Below are 16,696 nucleotides of genomic sequence, written 5' to 3'. Positions count from 1 at the left end.
CGCGGCGGCTACGCCTGCGAAGGGACACCCCTGTCCACCAGCGTCACACTTTTACGAACGGAAGGTCCAGGAAACTCAGTTTCTTGGCGGGGGGTGCAGGGGGGCAGAGCCCTCCCTGCGGGCCACGAGCGATGACCCCCGCCACTGCCCTGATCCGCGCCGGCCAGCTGCAGGGCGCGCTGCCCTACGAGCGTTTCCGCCTGCCGCCCGAGAGCTGGGCCCTGCTGCCCGGCGCGCTGCTGGCCGAGCCAACGCTGGCGCTGCTGGGGCTGTGGGGCGAGCCCGGCACGGTGCACGCGGCCTTCCTGGACGAGGCCGTGGGCGGGGTGATCCTGTGTTCCGCCCCGGCGCGGGACGGGCGCTACGCCGCGCTGTCGCCGGCGCGGCCGGGGGCATCGCTGATGGAGCGGGCGGCGCGCGACCTGTGGGGACTGGTGGCCGAGGGCGGCACGGACGGGCGGCCCTGGCTGGACCACGGGCGCTGGGTGTTCGACGCGCCGCTCTCGGCCGGGCCGGTGCGCCGTTCCGCCCCGCCGCCACAACCGGAATTCCTGCCCGTGGCGGGGGAGGGCGTGCACCAGGTGTCGCTCGGCCCCGTGCGCGACGGCGTGGCGGAACCGGCGCACCTGCGCTTCCACGTGCGGGGGGAGACGGTGCTGCGGCTGGAAGCGCGGCTGGGCTACGCCCACAAGGGCACGATCGGGCTGATGCTGGGCAAGACGCCGCGCACGGCGGCGCGCTTCGCGGCGCGGCTGTCGGGCGACAGCACGGTGGCGCATGGCTGGGCCTTCGCCCTGGCGGCGGAAGCCGCCACCGACGCGGTGCCACCGCCGCGCGCCACGGTGCTGCGTGCCGTCATGGCCGAGCTGGAGCGGGTGGCCAACCACCTCCGCGACTGGGGCAACACTTGCGCCGCCGCGGGCTTCCCGTGGCTGGAAGGGCGCTGCGGCCTGCTGCGGGAGATGCTGCTGCGCGCCTGCGCCGAGGCCTTCGGCCACCGGCTGATGATGGAGCGCGTGATCCCCGGCGGCGTGGCGGCCGACCTGGACGTGGCGGGGGACGCGGCGATCCGGCAGGCGGTGGCCGCGGTGGCGGCGGCGCTGCCCGGGCTGGTGGCGGTGTTCGAGGGCCATGCCGGGCTGGCGGACCGCCTGGGGGGCACCGGCGTGGTGTCGCCGGAACTGGCGGCGCGCTTCGCGGCGGGCGGGGTGGTGGGCCGCGCCTCGGGCCGGGGCATGGACGCGCGGGCCGTGCTGCCGCTGGCGCCCTACGGCGAGGTGTCGGTGCCCGTGCTGACGGCGGGCGACGCGGCGGCGCGGCTGCGGGTGCGCATCGCCGAGTTGCGCGAGAGCCTGCGCCTGCTGCCGGAACTGCTGGACGCGCTGCCGCCGGGCGAGGTCGCCGTGCCGCTGCCCTCGCCGCCGCGCGGCCGGGCGGGGGAGGGCGTGGGCATCGTGGAATCCTTCCGCGGCGAGGTGCTGCACTGGATCGCGCTGGACGAGACCGGCCTGCTCCGTGCCGCCTTTCCGCGCGACCCGAGCTGGCTGCACTGGCCGCTGCTGGAAGCCGCGATGGCCGGCGGCAGCGTGGCCGACTTCGCGCTCTGCGCCGCCTCGATCAACCCGTCCTGCAGCGGGGTGGACCTGTGATGCGGGTGAGGCTTCAGGAGGTGAGGAAGGCAGCAGGCCGGGGGGAAGTATCCCCCGGACCCCCTTCTATTTTCGGGAGTCTTCGGGCGCGCCGGTGGCCGCCGGGGCCGCTTTTACTCCCGAAAAAAAGGAGGGGGTCCGGGGGAGTTCACTCCCCCGGCCTTCCCTTCCCCGTCAGCCGGCCCCGGCGTCACCGCTCGCCCGGCAGCGCGTCCAGCCGCAGCGGCAGCACCTCGCCCAGCCAGGCAGCGTGGTGCGCGTGGTCGGCGTAAGCGTTGCCGGTTTCGGGATGCAGCAGCACCGCCAGGCCGCGCCGGTTCAGCAGCAGCCAGGGCAGGATCGCCGGCAGCTGCGCCGCCGCGAAGGCGACCTGGAACATGGAGCGCGTGTGCGGGCCGACCAGCGTATCGTGCCAGCGGCCCAGCCGGGCATCGGGGAAGCGCTCCGCCAGCTCGGCGCGGATCGCCTCGGCCTGGGGGCGGGTGGCGGCGGGGTCGTAGTAGATGTGGGCGTGGTATTCCGTGATGCCGGCCGGGTCGCGCGGGGCCGGGGCGGCGGGGCTGGTGGGCGAGGTCATGCGGGACGCTCCTGTGCCTCGGCCCGGCGCCGGGCCTGCGGGATGATCAGGACCCTACCCCTCGCGCGCCGTGGGACGGCGCGCAACGGGGTCGTGCACGGCAGTGTCGTGCAGGGTGGCGCCTGCGGGTGTGGCCTGCGCGGCGGCGTCGGCCTCCTAGTGCCGCAGGGCGGTGCCCGCGGCCGGGTCGCGCAGGGCGGCGCGTGCGGGCGGAATCCGCGGGCCGGCAGGGCGCCGGCCTGCCTATCGCGGGGGGTGCGCTAGCCCATGCTATGGACCCGGCTCGCGCAGGCGCTGCTGTCGCGCCCGCTGCCCAATCCCGCGCCGGAGGTGCCGGCCGATGCCGCCGCCGCCTTGGCGGTGCGGCTGGCCGAGAGCGCCCGCCTGCGGCTCGGCCGCTCGCTGGCGATCCGCGAGATCGACGCCGGTTCCTGCAACGGTTGCGAGCTGGAGATCGCGGCGCTGTCCGGCATCGCCTACGACCTGGAGCGCTTCGGGCTGCGTTTCGTGTCCAGCCCGCGCCATGCCGACCTGCTGCTAGTGACCGGGCCGGTGACGCGCAACATGGCCGAGGCGCTGCGCCGCGCCCATGCCTGCATGCCCGGGCATGGCGGCAGGCCCGGATCGGGCTGGGTGGTGGCGGCCGGCGATTGCGCCGCCGATGGCGGCTGCTTCCGCACCTCCGCCGCGGTGGAGGGCGGGGTGGGCGCCGTGCTGCCGGTGGACCTGGTGATCCCGGGCTGTCCGCCCAGCCCGGTGCAACTGCTGGAAGGGCTGCTGGCACTGCTGGACGCGCATTCGCGGGCCGACAGCACGAAGGCCGGGGCGCCCGACGGACGGGGCTGATCGCCTTACTTTCTTACGCCCTTACTTCCTTACCGCGGATGGCCATTTCCGGGCGTCTTTCGGAAAACAATCCTAAGATAACAGAAGGTTGGCAGTCAAGCGCGGCGACGGATGTGTCATTTTTCGCGTTTTCTGCCATGCGCCGGTGTTTTCGGGAGGGGGAGAAGGAATTCTCCCCCTCCCGAACCCTCCCCCTCATCTTTTTCCGGGAGGCTGCCGCGGGCGTGATGGCATGCCGGTGCCGTTGCGGCACCGAGAAACGAAAAAAGATGAGGGAGGGTCCGGGAGGGAGAATTCCTTCTCCCTCCCGGAAAGGGTGTCACCCGCGCTCGGCCAGCGCCCAGAGCAGCACACCTTTCTGCGCGTGCAGCCGGTTCTCCGCCTCGTCGAACACCACCGACTGCGGCCCGTCCATCACCTCGTCGGTGATTTCCTCGCCGCGATGGGCGGGCAGGCAGTGCATCACCACCGCGTCGGGCGCGGCGTGGCGCAGCAGCGCGGCGTTGAGCTGGAAGGGGGCGAGGAGATTGTGGCGGTTGGTCGTGGCGGCGTCCGGCGTCTCGTCGGACATGCTGACCCAGGTGTCGGTGACGACGCAACGGGCGCCGCGCACCGCCTCGGCCGGGTCGCGGAACAGTTCCACCGTGGCACCCTCGGCGCGGGCCCAGTCCAGCACTTCGGCCGGGGGGGCCAGTTCCGCGGGGGTGGCGATGCGCAGGGTGAAGCGGAAGCGCGCGGCGGCCTGGATAAAGGACTGGGCGACGTTGTTGCCGTCGCCGGTCCAGGCCACGACCTGGCCGGCGATCGGGCCACGGTGTTCCTCGAAGGTCAGCACGTCGGCCATCAGCTGGCAGGGGTGCGAGACTTCGGTGAGGCCGTTGATGACGGGCACGGTGGCGTGGGCGGCCAGCTCGCGCAGCTTGGCCACGCTGCTGGTGCGCAGCATGATGGCGTCCACGTAGCGGCTCAGCACGCGCGCCGTGTCGGCCGGGCTTTCGCCGCGGCCGAGCTGGCTGTCCGCGCCGCTCAGCACCACCACCTCGCCGCCGAGCTGGCGGACGCCGACCTCGAAGGAAACGCGGGTGCGGGTGGAGGGCTTCTCGAAGATCAGGGCCACGGTCTTGCCGGCCAGCGGGCGCTGCGTGATCTCGCCGCGCTTGGCCCGAACCGCGAGGTCCAGCATGCGGCGCAGCGTGGGGCCGTCGTGGTCCATCAGTTCCAGGAAGTGCCGGGGCGGCGGCGATGCCCCCCCGTGCACGGGCTTCAGCGCGGCGCTCACTTGGCCGCGACCCTCGCATCCGAGGGGGTCACGCGGCGCGCGGCGCGGTCGAGCAGGGCGATCGCCTCGTCGCACTCGGCCTCGGTGACGATCAGCGGCGGCGCCACGCGCAGCACGTTCATGCCGGCGGCCACCGTCAGCAGCCCTTCCGCGGCGGCGGCGGACTGCATCTCCGTGTTGACCACGCCGTCGCGCAGCCGCAGCCCCAGCAGCAGGCCGGCGCCCTGCACGCCCGCGATCACGGCCGGGTGGCGGGCGGCGAGGTCGTGGAGGCCGCGCCAGAGATAGCGCGCCACGCCGTCCACGCGGTCCAGGAAGCCGGGCGCCAGGATCACGTCCAGCACGGCGTTGCCGGCGGCGCAGGCCAGCGGGTTGCCGCCATAGGTGGTGCCGTGCGTGCCGGGCTTGAGATGCTCGGCCACGGCCTCCTTGGCCAGGATGGCGCCCAGCGGGAAGCCGCCGCCGATGCCCTTGGCGGAGGACATGACGTCCGGCTCGATGCCGGCCCATTGGTGCGCCCAGAGCTTGCCGGTGCGGCCCATGCCGGTCTGCACCTCGTCGAGGGCGAGCAGCAGGCCGAACTCGTCGCAGGTGCGGCGCAGCTCCTGCAGGAAGCGCAGATCCGCCGGGCGGACGCCGCCCTCGCCCTGGATCGGCTCGATCATGATGGCGGCGGTGTTCGGGCCGATGGCGTCGCGCACGGCGTTCATGTTGCCGAAGGGGACGTGGTCGAAGCCTTCCACCACGGGGCCGAAGCCCGCGAGGTACTTGGCGTTCCCCGTGGCCGACAGCGTGGCCAGGGTGCGGCCGTGAAAGGCGCCCTCGAAGCAGATGATGCGGAAGCGATCGGGGCGGCCGGTCTCGGCGTAGTGCTTGCGCACCGCCTTGATCATGCCCTCGTTGGCCTCGGCGCCCGAGTTGCAGAAGAAGACGCTGTCGGCGAAGGAACTGTCGGCCAGGCGCTGCGCCAGCCGCTCGGCCTGCGGCACCCGGTACAGGTTGGAGGTGTGCATCACCTTGCCCGCCTGTTCCGCGATGGCGGAGACCAGATGCGGGTGGGCGTGGCCGATGGAGGTGGTGGCGATGCCGGCGCCGAAGTCGAGGAATCGTCGCCCGTCATCCGTCCACAGCCAGGCGCCTTCGCCCCGCTCGAAAGCGAGGTCGGCACGGTTGTAGGTCGGCATCAGGGCGGGGATCACGCAGGAGCCCTCCATCGGGCGGCTCCCCTCCGCGCCACGCCCATCGCAGCGCCGAAGGGGAAGCGTGGGACCATGACGCAAAGGATTCGCGGGGTCAAAAACGCAGAGCGGCGGGCAGGGGCATTGCTGCTCCGCGCCCGCCGCGACCCTGCCGCGGGGAACCGGTGCGCCGGTGAGGGCGCGCCGGTTCCCCGCGTGCCGTCTGCCCGTTACCGCGTGGAGCTGTTGGTGGCGCGGCGCGGCGTGCGGCGCTGCGTCGTGTTGCGGTCCGTGGTGCCCAGCTCGCGGCTCACGGCAGTGCCGGGCGGGTTGTTGGCGGTGCCGTCGGACTGGCTGGGATAGGCGCCGGAGGTGTTGGTGCCGGCGGCGCGGTCCAGGGCGCGGGTCGCCTCGGTGCCGGGCGGGTTGCCGGGACGGCCGTCGGACTGCGCGGGATAGGCGCCGGAGGTGTTGGTGCCGGCGGCGCGGTCCAGGGCACGGGTCGCCTCGGTGCCGGGGGGGTTGCCGCGCTGGCCTTCGCTGGGGCCACCGCAGGCGGCGAGGCCAACCAGGGCAGCCATCGCGAACGTGCCACGGAGCAGCGAGCGACTGAGCATTCTTATGGAACTCCTCGAGAGTGTTGCATCCCCCATTCGCACGGAGGTGAAAACCTGAACGTGAAGCGTCGCGAAAGGTTACACGCGCCGGCGGCTGCAGGTGGAAACGGCCCGGTGCATCGCGTGATGCACCGGGCCGTTCCGTGCCGTCCGGCGGGTGCCGGGCGGGATCAGCCGCGGCGGGCGTCGCCGTAGGAGAAGGCCGGCAGCGAGGTCAGGCTTTCGCGGGTGACGCCCATCACCTGCCAGCGGCTCTCGCCTTCGTTCCATCGCATTTCCTCGAAGGGCACGGTGACCAGCTTGGCGCCGATGCCCAGGAAGCCGCCCACCGACACCACCGCCAGCGGCGGCTGGCCACGGCGGAACAGCAGGTCGTCCACCGAGCCCACCGATTCATTGCGGTCGTTGTAGACGCTGGCGCCGATGATCTTGCTGGCGCGGTCGGCATCGGGGCTGGCGGTGCCGCTCATCGGCCGGGCATTGGGGGCGGTGCCCGCCGCGGCGCCGCCCGTGGCGCTGCCGGTGCCGCTGCCCGTGGTGCCGCCGGTGCCTTCCCGCAGGGAGGGCGAGGTACCGAGGGTGGAGGGCTGCGACACGGAACCGGTGGTGGGGGCGCGCGGCGCCGCCGTGGAAGCGGGCGGGGAGGGCGGGTTCACGGTGCTGGTGCCCGAGGTGCCCGTGCTGCCCGAGCCCGCGTTGCCGGGGGCGGTGCCGCTGGCGGGCGCGCCGTTGGTGGAGGTGCCGCTGGTGGAGGTGGCGCCGCTGACGGCGCGGCCCACGGCGGTGCCGGGCGGGTTGTTGGCGGTGCCGTCGCTGTTCTGCGGGTTGGCGCCGGACATGTTGGTGCCCAGCGCGCGATCCACCGCGCGGCCCACCGCCGTGCCGGGCGGGTTGCCGGGGGTGCCGTCGGCCGGGGTCTGGTTGCCGGTCACCGCGTCGGCGGCGCGCTGCGTGGCGGTGGAGGGCGGGTTTCCGGCCGTGCCGTCGCGCGGCGCGGGACTGGTCTGCGCCAGCACCGGCGTGGTCAGCAGGGCGGCGATGGCGGTCATGGTCAGCAGGCCGTGGCGCGACGTCATGGCGGCGGGAACTCCCGTGTGGCGTTGTTTGAAAATGACAGGATGGCAACGTCGCCCACCGCGGCCCGGTTGCCGCGGAGGCGGTCACGGGGCGGCGTGCAACCGGCGGCGCGGGGGGGGAAGGGCGGCGCGGTCGGGATGCGCCGTCGCCGCCGCCGTGGCAGGATGGCCGCCATGGCGGATGGCGAGGCGGACGGGGCGGCACGGCGGCCCGGGAAAGGGCGGCGCGACCCGGCGCGGGCGCGGCGCGACATTCCCGCGGGGCCGCCGCCGGGGGGCGCGAGCCTGCGGGAAGCGGCGCTGAACCACCTGGCGAAGTTCAGCAGCACGGAGGCCAACCTGGTGCGGGTGCTGGGCCGGCGCATCGCCCGCTGGGCGCAGCGCGCGTCGGCGGAAGGCCAGCCCGGCGAGGCAGTGGCCGCCGCCGTGGCCGCGGCACGCGCGGAAGCGGTGACGGTGGCGCGGGCGATGGTGTCGGCCGGCGCGGTGGACGATGCCGCCTTCGCGGCCAGCCGGGCGCGGCGGCTGTCGCGCGCGGGGCGGTCGCGGCGGGCGGTGGCGGCGCATCTGGCGGCCAAGGGCGTGGCGCCCGCCACCGCCGCGGACACGCTGGAGGCGGCGGAGACGGACGAGGTGGCCGCGGCCCTGGCGCATCTGCGCCGCCGTCGGCAGGGGCCCTTCGCGGTGAACCCGCCCGACGACGCGGCGCGGCTCAAGGCGCTGGGCGCCCTGGCGCGGGCGGGGTTTCCGCGCGACGTGGCGGAACGGGCGCTGGAGCTGGACCCCGAGGCGGCCGAGGCGCGGCTGATCGCGGCGCGGCGGGACTGAGATGGTTTCCCCCGGTTCCGTGCCGCCCGCGGCCCCGCGGCCGCCCGTGAGCGGCTTCACCCGCGCCGGGCTGCGGCGCGGGGTGAAGGTGGCGCTGCCGCTGCTGATCGGGCTGCTGCCCTTCGCGCTGGTGGTGGGCGTGGTGTCGGGCGGCAAGGGTTTGACGCTGGCCGAGACGGTGCTGATGAGCGCGCTGGTCTTCGCCGGCGCGTCGCAGTTGCTGGCGCTGGAACTGTGGGCCGACCCGGTGCCGCTGCTGGCGGTGGGGCTGGCGGCGCTGGTGGTGAACCTGCGGCTGCTGCCCATGGGCGCCGCGCTGGCACCCTGGTTCCGGCATGTCCGGGGCTGGCGGGTCTGGCTGACCCTGGCCACCATGACCGACCACGTCTTCGCCTTTTCCGTGCCCGAGGAGCGGGCCGGCCGGCTGGATGTCGGCTTCCTGCTGGGGGTCGGGCTGGTGTCCTGGGCCGGCTGGGTGGTGATCTCGGCCGGGGGGCACCTGCTGGGCTCGGCGGTGCGGCTGGGTGCGGGGAACCCGCTGTTCTTTGCCGCCGTGTCGGCCTTCGTGGCGCTGCTGGTGCCGATGTGGCGCGACCGCCGGCGCGACCTGCTGCCCTGGGCGCTGGCCGCCGTGGTGGCGATCGGGGCCAATGCGGCGGGCTGGCCGCCGCCGGTGCCGCTGCTGCTGGGGGCGCTGAGTGGCGCGGCGCTGGGCGCCTGGCGGGCGCGATGAGTCCCGAGGACTGGGCGGTGCGCCCGGACGTGCTGTCGGCCATCCTGGTGGCGGCGGCCGTGACCTTTGCCTGCCGGGCCGGGGGCTACGTGATCCGGCGCCTGATGCGCCTGCCGCCGGCCGTGGAAACCCTGCTGCGCGAGCTGCCGGGGCCGTTGTTCGTGGCCTATGTGGCGCCCTCGGTGCTGGCGCAGGGCCTGGCCGGGCTGGTGGCCACGGTGGCGACCATGCTGGTGCAATGGCGCACGCGGCAGCTGGCGCTGTCGATCCCGGCAGGGGTGGTGGCGATCGCGCTGGCGCGGCTGGCGGGGCTGTGAGGCGACCGGCGCGGTGGGCTGGCCCTTCGGGCGGGGGAGAAGGAATTCTCCCCCTCCCGAACCCTCCCTCTCATCTTTTTTCGTTTTCGCGGGCGGGGCTGACACCTCGGGTGCGCCGGAGGGCCATGCCCTCCGGCGGTGGCGACGCCAGGAAGCGCTGACAGCGCGGGCTTTCCCTGGCCGCAGCGCGGCGGCGGTTTCCACCCCGTGTCGCGGCAGCACCCCGAAAAAAGATGAGGGAGGGTCCGGGAGGGAGAATTCCTTCTCCCTCCCGGGGCCAGGCAGCGCTATCGCCTGCCGCCAAGCGCATGATCCCGGCCGGGGCGCGGCCATCGCGGCTCGCCCGGGCTGTCACCGCCCGCGCGGGACCCCCATATCGCGCCACGACGGGGTGACGGCGACGGTGACGCCGTGTTGCCCCGGCCCGCCCGCCCACGCCTTTCCTGCCCGAGGCCGCAGCCCGCGGGCCCCTGCTGCCGAAAGCCCCCAATGCGCCACTTTCCCGCCTTTCTCGACCTGCGCGGCCGCACCGTCCTGCTGCTGGGGCAGGGCGAGGCGCTGGAGGCCAAGGCCGCGCTGGTGCGCGCCGCCGGCGCCGAGCTGCGCGAGGCCGCCCGCTTCGCGCCCGAACTGCTGGAAGGCTGCGCCGCCGCCTTTGCCGCCGGCGCGCCGGAGGAAGAGCTGCGCGCCCTGGCCGAGGCGGCGCGGGGGCGCGGATTGCCGGTGAACGTGGTGGACCGGCCGGAGCTGTGCTCCTTTATCGTGCCGGCCATCGTGGACCGTGACCCCGTGACGGTGGGCATTTCCACGTCGGGCGCCGCCCCGGTGCTGGCGCGGCTGATCCGGCAGAAGATCGAGGCGGTGCTGCCGCCGGGCCTCGCCTCGCTGGCCGCCCTGGCCGGGCGCTGCAAGGACGCCGTGCGCCGCGCCCTGCCCGAGACCGGTGCCCGCCGCCGCTTCCTGGAACGGGTGCTGAGCGGGCCGGTGGCCGACCTTGCCCTGTCCGGGCGGGAGGCGGAGGCCGAGGCGGCGCTGCACCGCGCCCTGGCCGAGGCGGAAGCCACCCCACCCGGCTTCGTGCACCTGGTGGGCGCCGGGCCGGGGGCGCCGGACCTGCTGACGCTGCGCGCCCTGCGCATCCTGGGCGAGGCGGACGTGATCGTGCACGACCGGCTGGTGCCGGAGGCGGTGCTGGACCTCGCGCGGCGGGATGCCCGGCGCATCTTCGTGGGCAAGCAGCGCGCCAACCACTGCGTGCCGCAGGAGGGCATCAACGACCTGCTGGTGCAGCTGGCGCGCGAGGGCAAGCGCGTGGTGCGCCTCAAGGGCGGCGATCCCTTCGTGTTCGGCCGCGGCGGCGAGGAGGCGGAAGCCCTGGCCGCCGCCGGGGTGGCGCACGCCGTGGTACCCGGCATCACCGCCGCCCTGGCCTGCGCCGCGGCCGCCGGCATCCCGCTGACCCATCGCGACTGCGCCCGCGCCCTGGTGCTGGCCACCGGCCATACCCGCAACGGCGAGGTCGGGCTGGACTTCGCCGCCCTCGCGCGGCCCGGCCACACGCTGGCGGTGTACATGGGCGTGCATACCCTGGCCCGCGTGCGCGACGGGCTGCTGGACGCCGGCCTGCCCGCCACCACCCCGGCCGCGCTGATCGAGAACGGCGCCCGCCCCGACCAGCGCGTCCTAGCCGGCACGCTGGCGGAGGTGGCGGCGCAGGCCCCGGGCTGGACCCGCGGCGGCCCCGCCCTGCTGCTGGTGGGCGAGGCCGTGGCCCGCCGCACCGCCGCCCCGGACCTGGCCACCGCCGCCTGAACCACCGCCGTCGCAGGCCGGGCACTGCCTCCGTGGCGGGCCGCCCCTCTGGCCCAGGCCAGCCAACCCAGGACCGACCGCCCCACGCGCTGCGAAGCGGCCGTTCTGATGTGGGGAAAACAGCGAGCCGGGGGGAGGCATCCCCCCGGTGTCCCCTTCTATTTTCGGGAGTTCAGGAGCGCTTCCCTGGCCGCCGGCGCACCCGAAAAACTCCCGAAAAAAGGAGGGGACACCGGGGGAGTTCACTCCCCCGACCTTTCCCCAGGTCAGGACGCCGCCCGCGACCGCCGCAGTTCCGCGAAGAGCCGCTGCTGCTCGCGCAGTTCCGCCGCCAGGGGGGCGTGCACGGGGCGGCGGTCGCCTTCGGGCTGCAGTTCGAACAGCCCGTTGGGGCAGTAGCGGTCGTCGTCCCAGCCGAGATGCGACAGCACGGGGTAGAGGCAGATGCCGTCCATCGGCACGCCCGCCCGCATGGCGGCGCGCACCTCCTCGCCGATGTAGCGCAGCCAGGGGGCGCGCTCGTCGCCCTCGATACTGGTTTCGGCCATGAAGATGGGCTTGCGGTAGCGCGCATAGGCGCCGGCCAGCAGGTCGCGCAGCGGGCGGTGGCGGGGATCGGAGGGCAGCACCGCCTCGCGGTGGCCGCCATGCAGCCACTGGTTGTTCCAGTAGTAGTTCACCCCCAGCACGTCGAAGCTGTCGGCGCCGCCGCCGAGTTCGGGGTGCTGCAGCCCGCACAGCATGTCCCAGGCCTGGAACTGGTTCTCGTTGTGGGCGGCGGCGTCGGCCGGGTCCTGGTCGGGGCGGGGCACGATGTTGGTGATGGGGTCGATCGCCAGGATGCAGGCGCCGGGCGCCGCGTCGCGCACCGCCCGCGCACCGGCGATGGCGGCGCGCACGAGCTGCAGCTTCAGCTCGTTCGCGCGGTGCGTCTGGCCGGGGTTCATCAGCGCGACGTCGCCGCCGGCCCAGGCGAAGAAGGAGATCTCGTTCACCGGGCACACGGTCGGGGCGAAGCCCATCTCGTCGCGGTGCAGGCGGGCAAAGGCGCCGGCGAAGCGGGCGAAATGCTCCACGAAGGCGGGGGAGAAGACGTCCACCGCGTCCGGCCAGCCGTAGTGGCACAGGTCCCAGGCCACCTGCGTGCCGGTGTCGCGCGCGGCGCGCAGCGCGGGCAGCACGGAGCTCCAGTCGTAATGGCCGGGCCGCGTTTCCACCAGGTGCCAGCGGATGCCGTCACGGGCGCTGCGGATGCCGTGTTCCGCCAGCTGGCGGTAGTCCTGCGCCACCAGCACGTCGTGCCGGGTGCCCGCGAGCAGGTCGAGCCGGCGGCCGTCGCGGCGGCGCTGGGTGGAACACTCGAAGCCGCCGATAAAGAAGGAGCGGAACAGGTCGGAGGTGCCGTCGCTCCCGGGGCCGGCGGCGGGGGAGGCGGGTTCGGCGTGCGGGGCCATCGGTGCTCCGGTCGGCAGGGCGGTGGTGGGGATTGGGTCGTGGGTGCCGCGGCCCGGCGTGGCGCGCCCCGGTCCGGGGGCACCGCGCGCCGGGGAGGCGGTTCCCGGTCCTCGGGGCGCGCGGCGCGGCGTCGGCGGGGTCAGGCCTTGCGCGCGGCCAGCCGCTTCGCGCCGATCTCCAGCACCAGCCGCGCCGCGGCATCCACGCCGCCGCCGCCGGTCACCAGGGAATGGGCGCGGTCCAGCATCGCCGCGGTTTCGGCGCGGTTGTCCAGCACGGCGCGGAAGGCCTGGGCCAGCGCGTCCGGGCTCAGCTCCGCGGGCTCGAAGCAGGGCGCCGCGTTGTTGCGCTTGAGGCCGCGGGCCAGCAGCAGGGTTTCGCTGATCGGGCCGGGCACCAGCACCATCGGCGTGCGCAGCGCCGCTCCTTCGTGCACCGTGCTGGTGCCTTCGCCGAGCAGCAGGTCGGCGGCGCGGATGTGCAGCAGCGCGTCCGGCTGCGGCATCACGCCGTGGACATGCACCCAGTCCGGCAGCTCGTCCGGCACACCGGGGACGCCGCGCAGCTCCTCGCGGTCCTTGACCGCCAGCAGGTGCAGCCGCAGCGCGGGGTGGGTGGTGCGGCGCAGCGCCTCGGCCGCGCCGTAGAGGCTGCCCACCACGCGGTGGCCGAACTCGCGGCCGAAGGGGAAGTTCCGCACGGCGTAGAGCAGCATCGGCTCCTCGGGGCGCAGGCCCAGCGCGGCGCGCGCCGCGTTTCGGTCCGGCACGCCGCCGAGGTCCAGGAAGGGGCCGGTCTCGGTGACCTTGTCGGCAAACATCGCCAATTCCGGCGGCAGGCCCACCAGCGGCGCGTAGGCCCAGATAAAGGCGTCCATCTGCGCCATGAAGGGCCAGTCGCCGAACAGCTCGTCGCCCACGGGGTGGATGGGGATGGACACCCAGGCGGCCTGGGGCACGCAGGCGCGCAGCGGCAGGAGGTAGCGCGCGGTGTCGTCCACGATCACGTCGGCATCGCCCAGGCAGGCGCGGGTCACGGCGTCGCGGTTGTCGCGCGACAGCGGCGGCAGCAGGCGCGGCCGGTAGCCCATCTGCATGGTCATCTCGGCGTTGACCGGCCGCAGCCGCACAGTGTCGAGGACGTAGTCCACCTCTACCGTGGGATCCAGGCGGCGCAGCGCCCGGGCCAGCGTCGCCGTGCGCGACACGTGGCCGATGCCGCCCTCGACGCAGGGAACCATGATGACCTTCAAGCCGTGCGCTCCTTTTCCGCAGCCTCGCCGGAGGGCGGGCGCGACCGGTCCCCGCGGCGATCCATCGGATACCCCGGCGATCTAGCATCCCTCCTCCCCAGCGCCGAATCCCGGACCGGGTTGCACGCCGGTGCCGGTGGGGTGGGGAAGGCCGGGGGAGTGAACTCCCCCGGTCCCCCTCCTTTTTTCGGGAGTTTTCGGGTGCGCCCGTGGCCAGGCGCGCGCGCGCAAACTCCCGAAAATAGAAGGGGGACCGGGGGGATACTTCCCCCCGGCCTGCTTCAGTTCCCCGCAGCGAGCTGGCGCAGCGCCTGCTTGTCCACCTTGCCGACCACGGTTTTCGGCAGTGCCGGCAGCGCCTGGTAGCGGCGCGGCACCTTGTAGCCGGCCAGCCGGTCCTGCAGGTGCTGCTCCAGCGGCGCGGCGGCCACGGCCTGGCCGGGGCGCGGCACCACGAAGGCCACCAGCGCTTCGCCGCGATAGCTGTCGGGGGTGCCGACCACCGCAGCCTCGGCCACCGCGGGGTGCAGGAGCAGGGCTTCCTCCACCTCGCGCGGAAAGACGTTGAAGCCGGACACGATGGCCATGTCCTTCTTGCGGTCGGAGATGTGGAGGTAGCCGTCCTCGTCCAGCCAGCCGATGTCGCCGGTGTAGAGCCAGCCGTTGCGCAGCGCCGCGGCGGTCTGGTCCGGCAGGTTGCGGTAGCCACGCATCAGCTGCGGGCCGCGCACCCGGATCTCGCCCGGCTCGCGCGGCGGCAGGACGCGGGTGCCGGCCTCGGTGTCCACGATCTCGATGCGCGTGTCCGGCACCGGCACGCCCACCGAGCCGGGCTTGCGAACACCGTGGCGCGGGTTGAAGGCCAGCACCGGGCCGCTTTCCGACAGGCCGAAGCCCTCGCAGACCCGGGCGCCGGTGGCGGCCTCCCAGCGGTCCAGCGTGGCCGGCGCCAGGGCCGAGGCGCCGGAAAAGCACAGGCGCAGGGAAGAGAAGTCGGTGTTCGCGAAGCCTTCGTAGCCCATCAGCCCGTTGAAGATCGTGGGGCTGCCGGAGAACAGGGTGATGCGTTCCCGGGCGATGGCTTCCAGCACCAGCTGCGGGTGGTAGCGCGGCAGGATCACCAGCGCGCCGCGGCAATAGGCCGCGAGGTAGAGGCACATCGCCGTGGCGTAGACGTGGAACAGCGGCGTGATGGCCAGCACCCGCTCGTCGCCGGGCGCCGTGGGCAGCAGGGCTTCGCGCTGGCTGACGTTGAGCGACACGGTGCGGTGGATCAGCTCCACGCCCTTGGAGCGGCCGGTGGTGCCGCCGGTGTATTGCAGCGTGGACGGGCTCTCGGGATCGGGCAGGGCGGGCAGCGGCGCGGGCGGCACGGCGGCCAGGCGGCGCGCGCCCGGCCCCACCGCCAGGGTGCCGGGGATGCCGAGCCGTTCGGCAATCGGGGCCAGCGCGGCCGCGGTGTCCGGCCCGTGCAGCACCAGCGCCGGGGCGGCGTCGGCCAGGATCGGTTCCAGCTCGTGCGCGGTGTAGCCGGGGTTGAGCGCCACCACCTGGGCGCCGGCGGCCTGCACCGCGAAGGTGGCGATCGCGAGGTCCACGCAGTTGCCCAGCAGCAGCGCCACGCGCCCGCCGGCCACGCCGCGCCCCTGCAGTTCGCGCGCGAAGCCGCCCACGGCGCCGAGGTATTCCGCGTAGTTCAGCCGTTCCTCGCCGCAGACCAGGGCCTCGCCGCCGGGGTGGCGGCGCGCGGCCTCGGCCAGCATGTGCACCACGGTGGGGTGGACCGGCGGCAGCGGGGCGCTCATCGCGCGTCGCCCACCTCGACCACGGCGGCCATGGCGGAATCCCCGGCGGCGCAGCCCAGGAACAAGCCGCGGCCGCCGCCGCGCCCCGCCAGCTCCTCGATCAGCTCGATGACCCCGCGCAGCCCGGTGGGGCCCTGCGGGTGGCCCCAGACCAGGGAGCAGCCGAAATTGTTCATCCGCTCCGGCGCGAGGCCGAAGGCGCGGCAGAAGGCGATGTCGTTCACCACGAAGGGGTTGTGCGACTTGATGGCGTCCATGTCGGCGATGCCCAGCCCCGCCGCGTCCAGCGCGCGCCGGCTGGCGGGGATCGGCGCTTCCGGCATGTAGCCGGGCTCGGCGCGGGCGGAGCCGAAGCCCAGCAGCCGCACGGCGACCTCGGGGCGGCGCGACAATTCCCGCGCGCGCTCGGGCGTGGTGACCACCATCGCGGCGCTGCCGTCGGCCGGGTGGGTCTGGCCGCCGAAGGTGACGCTGCCGCCCTCCGTGGCCGGCTTGAGCTTCGCCAAGCCCTCGGCGGTGGTGGGGTGGATGCCCTCGTCGCCGTCCATCGTGGCGACGCTGCGGCGGAACTTGGCGTCCGGCACGGCGAAGGGCAGGTCCATGTAGCGGCGCTGGAAGGCGCGGTCGTCGGCCAGGGCGGCGCCGTACTGCTCGTAGCGCAGCAGGGTCACGGCGTCCTGCTCGGCGCGCTCGATCCCGAAGCGGCGGGCGACGTTCTCGGCGGTGGCGACCATGGGCAGCTTGGCGAAGGGGTCGCGGGCGAAGTTGTCCAGCACCCAGTCCTCGTGCGCGCCGTGGCCGCCGGGGCCTGATGGGTCGGGGTGGTACAGCAGCGGCCCGTTGCTGACGCGGTCGGCGCAGACCGCCAGCACGGTGCTGGCGGCGCCGTCGCGCACCTCCGACGCGGCCAGGGCGAGCGAGCGCACGCCGGTGGCGCAGGCCTGGTTCACCGTGGGGCCGGCGACGCCGGGCGCGCCCAGCTCCCCCATCAGCCAGGGCAGGCCGTAGAAGATGCCGCGCTGCGGCACGGTGCTGCCCAGCACGCCGCCGTCGAACACGGAGGGCTCGATGCCGCGCCGGGCCAGGGCGTCGCGCGCCACGTGGGCGGCGAAGAGCAGGGCGTGCAGGTGCGCCAGCGCGCCTTGCCACTTGCTGAAGGGCGTACTCCAGTAGGCGCCGTAGGGAATGGCTGCCGCTCGCATCGGGTGACCCCGCTGTTTTTTATGCCGGCGTAGAATCCTCCACACCCCGGCGCGGAAAGCAACATCCCCG

General features: G+C 74.5%; 15 protein-coding genes and 1 pseudogene. 6 read left to right on the top strand and 10 right to left on the bottom strand.

Translation table 11 applies throughout. From position 1 onward, the window contains the following. Nucleotides 1-131 precede the first annotated feature (131 nt). On the top strand, nucleotides 132-1,649 hold the full coding sequence (locus ACLIBK_RS12110) for a hydrogenase expression protein HypE (protein ID WP_415387510.1): 1,518 nt from the start codon (nucleotides 132-134) through the stop codon (nucleotides 1,647-1,649). A gap of 190 nt (nucleotides 1,650-1,839) precedes the next feature. Here the strand turns inward: ACLIBK_RS12110 and ACLIBK_RS12105 are convergent, their stop codons facing one another. Beyond that, on the bottom strand, nucleotides 1,840-2,226 hold the full coding sequence (locus ACLIBK_RS12105) for a DOPA 4,5-dioxygenase family protein (protein ID WP_415387509.1): 387 nt from the start codon (nucleotides 2,224-2,226) through the stop codon (nucleotides 1,840-1,842). A gap of 267 nt (nucleotides 2,227-2,493) precedes the next feature. On the opposite strand from ACLIBK_RS12105, the gene ACLIBK_RS12100 reads away from it, so the two are divergent. Beyond that, nucleotides 2,494-3,072, top strand: a complete 579-nt coding sequence (locus ACLIBK_RS12100) for an NADH-quinone oxidoreductase subunit B family protein (protein WP_415387508.1) — start codon at nucleotides 2,494-2,496, stop codon at nucleotides 3,070-3,072. A 319-nt stretch (nucleotides 3,073-3,391) separates the two neighbouring features. Here ACLIBK_RS12100 and argF read toward each other — a convergent pair whose 3' ends face one another. From argF to ACLIBK_RS12080, 4 genes are all read right to left on the bottom strand, one after another. Then, the gene (argF, locus tag ACLIBK_RS12095; RefSeq protein ID WP_415387507.1) at nucleotides 3,392-4,351 is read right to left on the bottom strand and encodes an ornithine carbamoyltransferase; all 960 of its coding nucleotides are present in this window, start codon (nucleotides 4,349-4,351) and stop codon (nucleotides 3,392-3,394) included. After that, nucleotides 4,348-5,550, bottom strand: a complete 1,203-nt coding sequence (locus ACLIBK_RS12090; RefSeq protein WP_415387563.1) for an aspartate aminotransferase family protein — start codon at nucleotides 5,548-5,550, stop codon at nucleotides 4,348-4,350. The genes argF and ACLIBK_RS12090 overlap by 4 nt, the downstream gene beginning before the upstream one ends. 209 nt (nucleotides 5,551-5,759) lie before the next feature. After that, on the bottom strand, nucleotides 5,760-6,110 hold the full coding sequence (locus ACLIBK_RS12085; RefSeq protein ID WP_415387506.1) for a hypothetical protein: 351 nt from the start codon (nucleotides 6,108-6,110) through the stop codon (nucleotides 5,760-5,762). Nucleotides 6,111-6,316: 206 nt separating this feature from the next. Next, nucleotides 6,317-7,222, bottom strand: a complete 906-nt coding sequence (locus tag ACLIBK_RS12080) for a PRC-barrel domain-containing protein (protein ID WP_415387505.1) — start codon at nucleotides 7,220-7,222, stop codon at nucleotides 6,317-6,319. A gap of 174 nt (nucleotides 7,223-7,396) precedes the next feature. Here ACLIBK_RS12080 and ACLIBK_RS12075 point away from each other — a divergent pair, with 174 nt between their 5' ends. The 4 genes from ACLIBK_RS12075 to cysG all read left to right on the top strand — a co-directional run bounded on the left by ACLIBK_RS12075 (nucleotide 7,397) and on the right by cysG (nucleotide 10,912). Continuing rightward, the gene (locus tag ACLIBK_RS12075; RefSeq protein WP_415387504.1) at nucleotides 7,397-8,050 is read left to right on the top strand and encodes a RecX family transcriptional regulator; all 654 of its coding nucleotides are present in this window, start codon (nucleotides 7,397-7,399) and stop codon (nucleotides 8,048-8,050) included. 46 nt (nucleotides 8,051-8,096) lie between these two features. Beyond that, the gene (locus tag ACLIBK_RS12070) at nucleotides 8,097-8,783 is read left to right on the top strand and encodes an AzlC family ABC transporter permease (RefSeq protein WP_415387503.1); all 687 of its coding nucleotides are present in this window, start codon (nucleotides 8,097-8,099) and stop codon (nucleotides 8,781-8,783) included. After that, nucleotides 8,780-9,100 carry an AzlD family protein gene (locus tag ACLIBK_RS12065; protein ID WP_415387502.1) on the top strand — a complete coding sequence of 107 codons (321 nt, stop codon included), beginning with the start codon at nucleotides 8,780-8,782 and terminating at the stop codon, nucleotides 9,098-9,100. Before ACLIBK_RS12070 ends, ACLIBK_RS12065 begins: the two co-directional genes overlap by 4 nt. Before the next feature lie 489 nt (nucleotides 9,101-9,589). Next, on the top strand, nucleotides 9,590-10,912 hold the full coding sequence (cysG, locus tag ACLIBK_RS12060) for a siroheme synthase CysG (protein WP_415387501.1): 1,323 nt from the start codon (nucleotides 9,590-9,592) through the stop codon (nucleotides 10,910-10,912). A 266-nt stretch (nucleotides 10,913-11,178) separates the two neighbouring features. Here cysG and ACLIBK_RS12055 read toward each other — a convergent pair whose 3' ends face one another. From ACLIBK_RS12055 to ACLIBK_RS12035, 5 genes and pseudogenes are all read right to left on the bottom strand, one after another. After that, nucleotides 11,179-12,366: a hypothetical protein gene (locus ACLIBK_RS12055; RefSeq protein ID WP_415387500.1), complete on the bottom strand. Its 1,188-nt coding sequence runs from the start codon at nucleotides 12,364-12,366 to the stop codon at nucleotides 11,179-11,181. A gap of 140 nt (nucleotides 12,367-12,506) precedes the next feature. Then, nucleotides 12,507-13,619: a hypothetical protein gene (locus tag ACLIBK_RS12050; RefSeq protein ID WP_415387499.1), complete on the bottom strand. Its 1,113-nt coding sequence runs from the start codon at nucleotides 13,617-13,619 to the stop codon at nucleotides 12,507-12,509. A gap of 281 nt (nucleotides 13,620-13,900) precedes the next feature. After that, complete coding sequence (locus tag ACLIBK_RS12045; protein ID WP_415387498.1) at nucleotides 13,901-15,424, bottom strand: AMP-binding protein; 1,524 nt, start codon at nucleotides 15,422-15,424, stop codon at nucleotides 13,901-13,903. Further along, the gene (locus tag ACLIBK_RS12040; protein ID WP_415387562.1) at nucleotides 15,421-15,849 is read right to left on the bottom strand and encodes a hypothetical protein; all 429 of its coding nucleotides are present in this window, start codon (nucleotides 15,847-15,849) and stop codon (nucleotides 15,421-15,423) included. Before ACLIBK_RS12040 ends, ACLIBK_RS12045 begins: the two co-directional genes overlap by 4 nt. Before the next feature lie 45 nt (nucleotides 15,850-15,894). Next, nucleotides 15,895-16,626, bottom strand: a pseudogene (locus ACLIBK_RS12035) (hypothetical protein); the annotation flags it as partial. Nucleotides 16,627-16,696: the final 70 nt, after the last annotated feature.

The organism is Roseomonas sp. BN140053, from assembly GCF_047690175.1.
Classification (GTDB): Bacteria; Pseudomonadota; Alphaproteobacteria; order Acetobacterales; family Acetobacteraceae; genus Roseomonas.
This window is presented reverse-complemented; position numbering and strand designations above follow the sequence as displayed.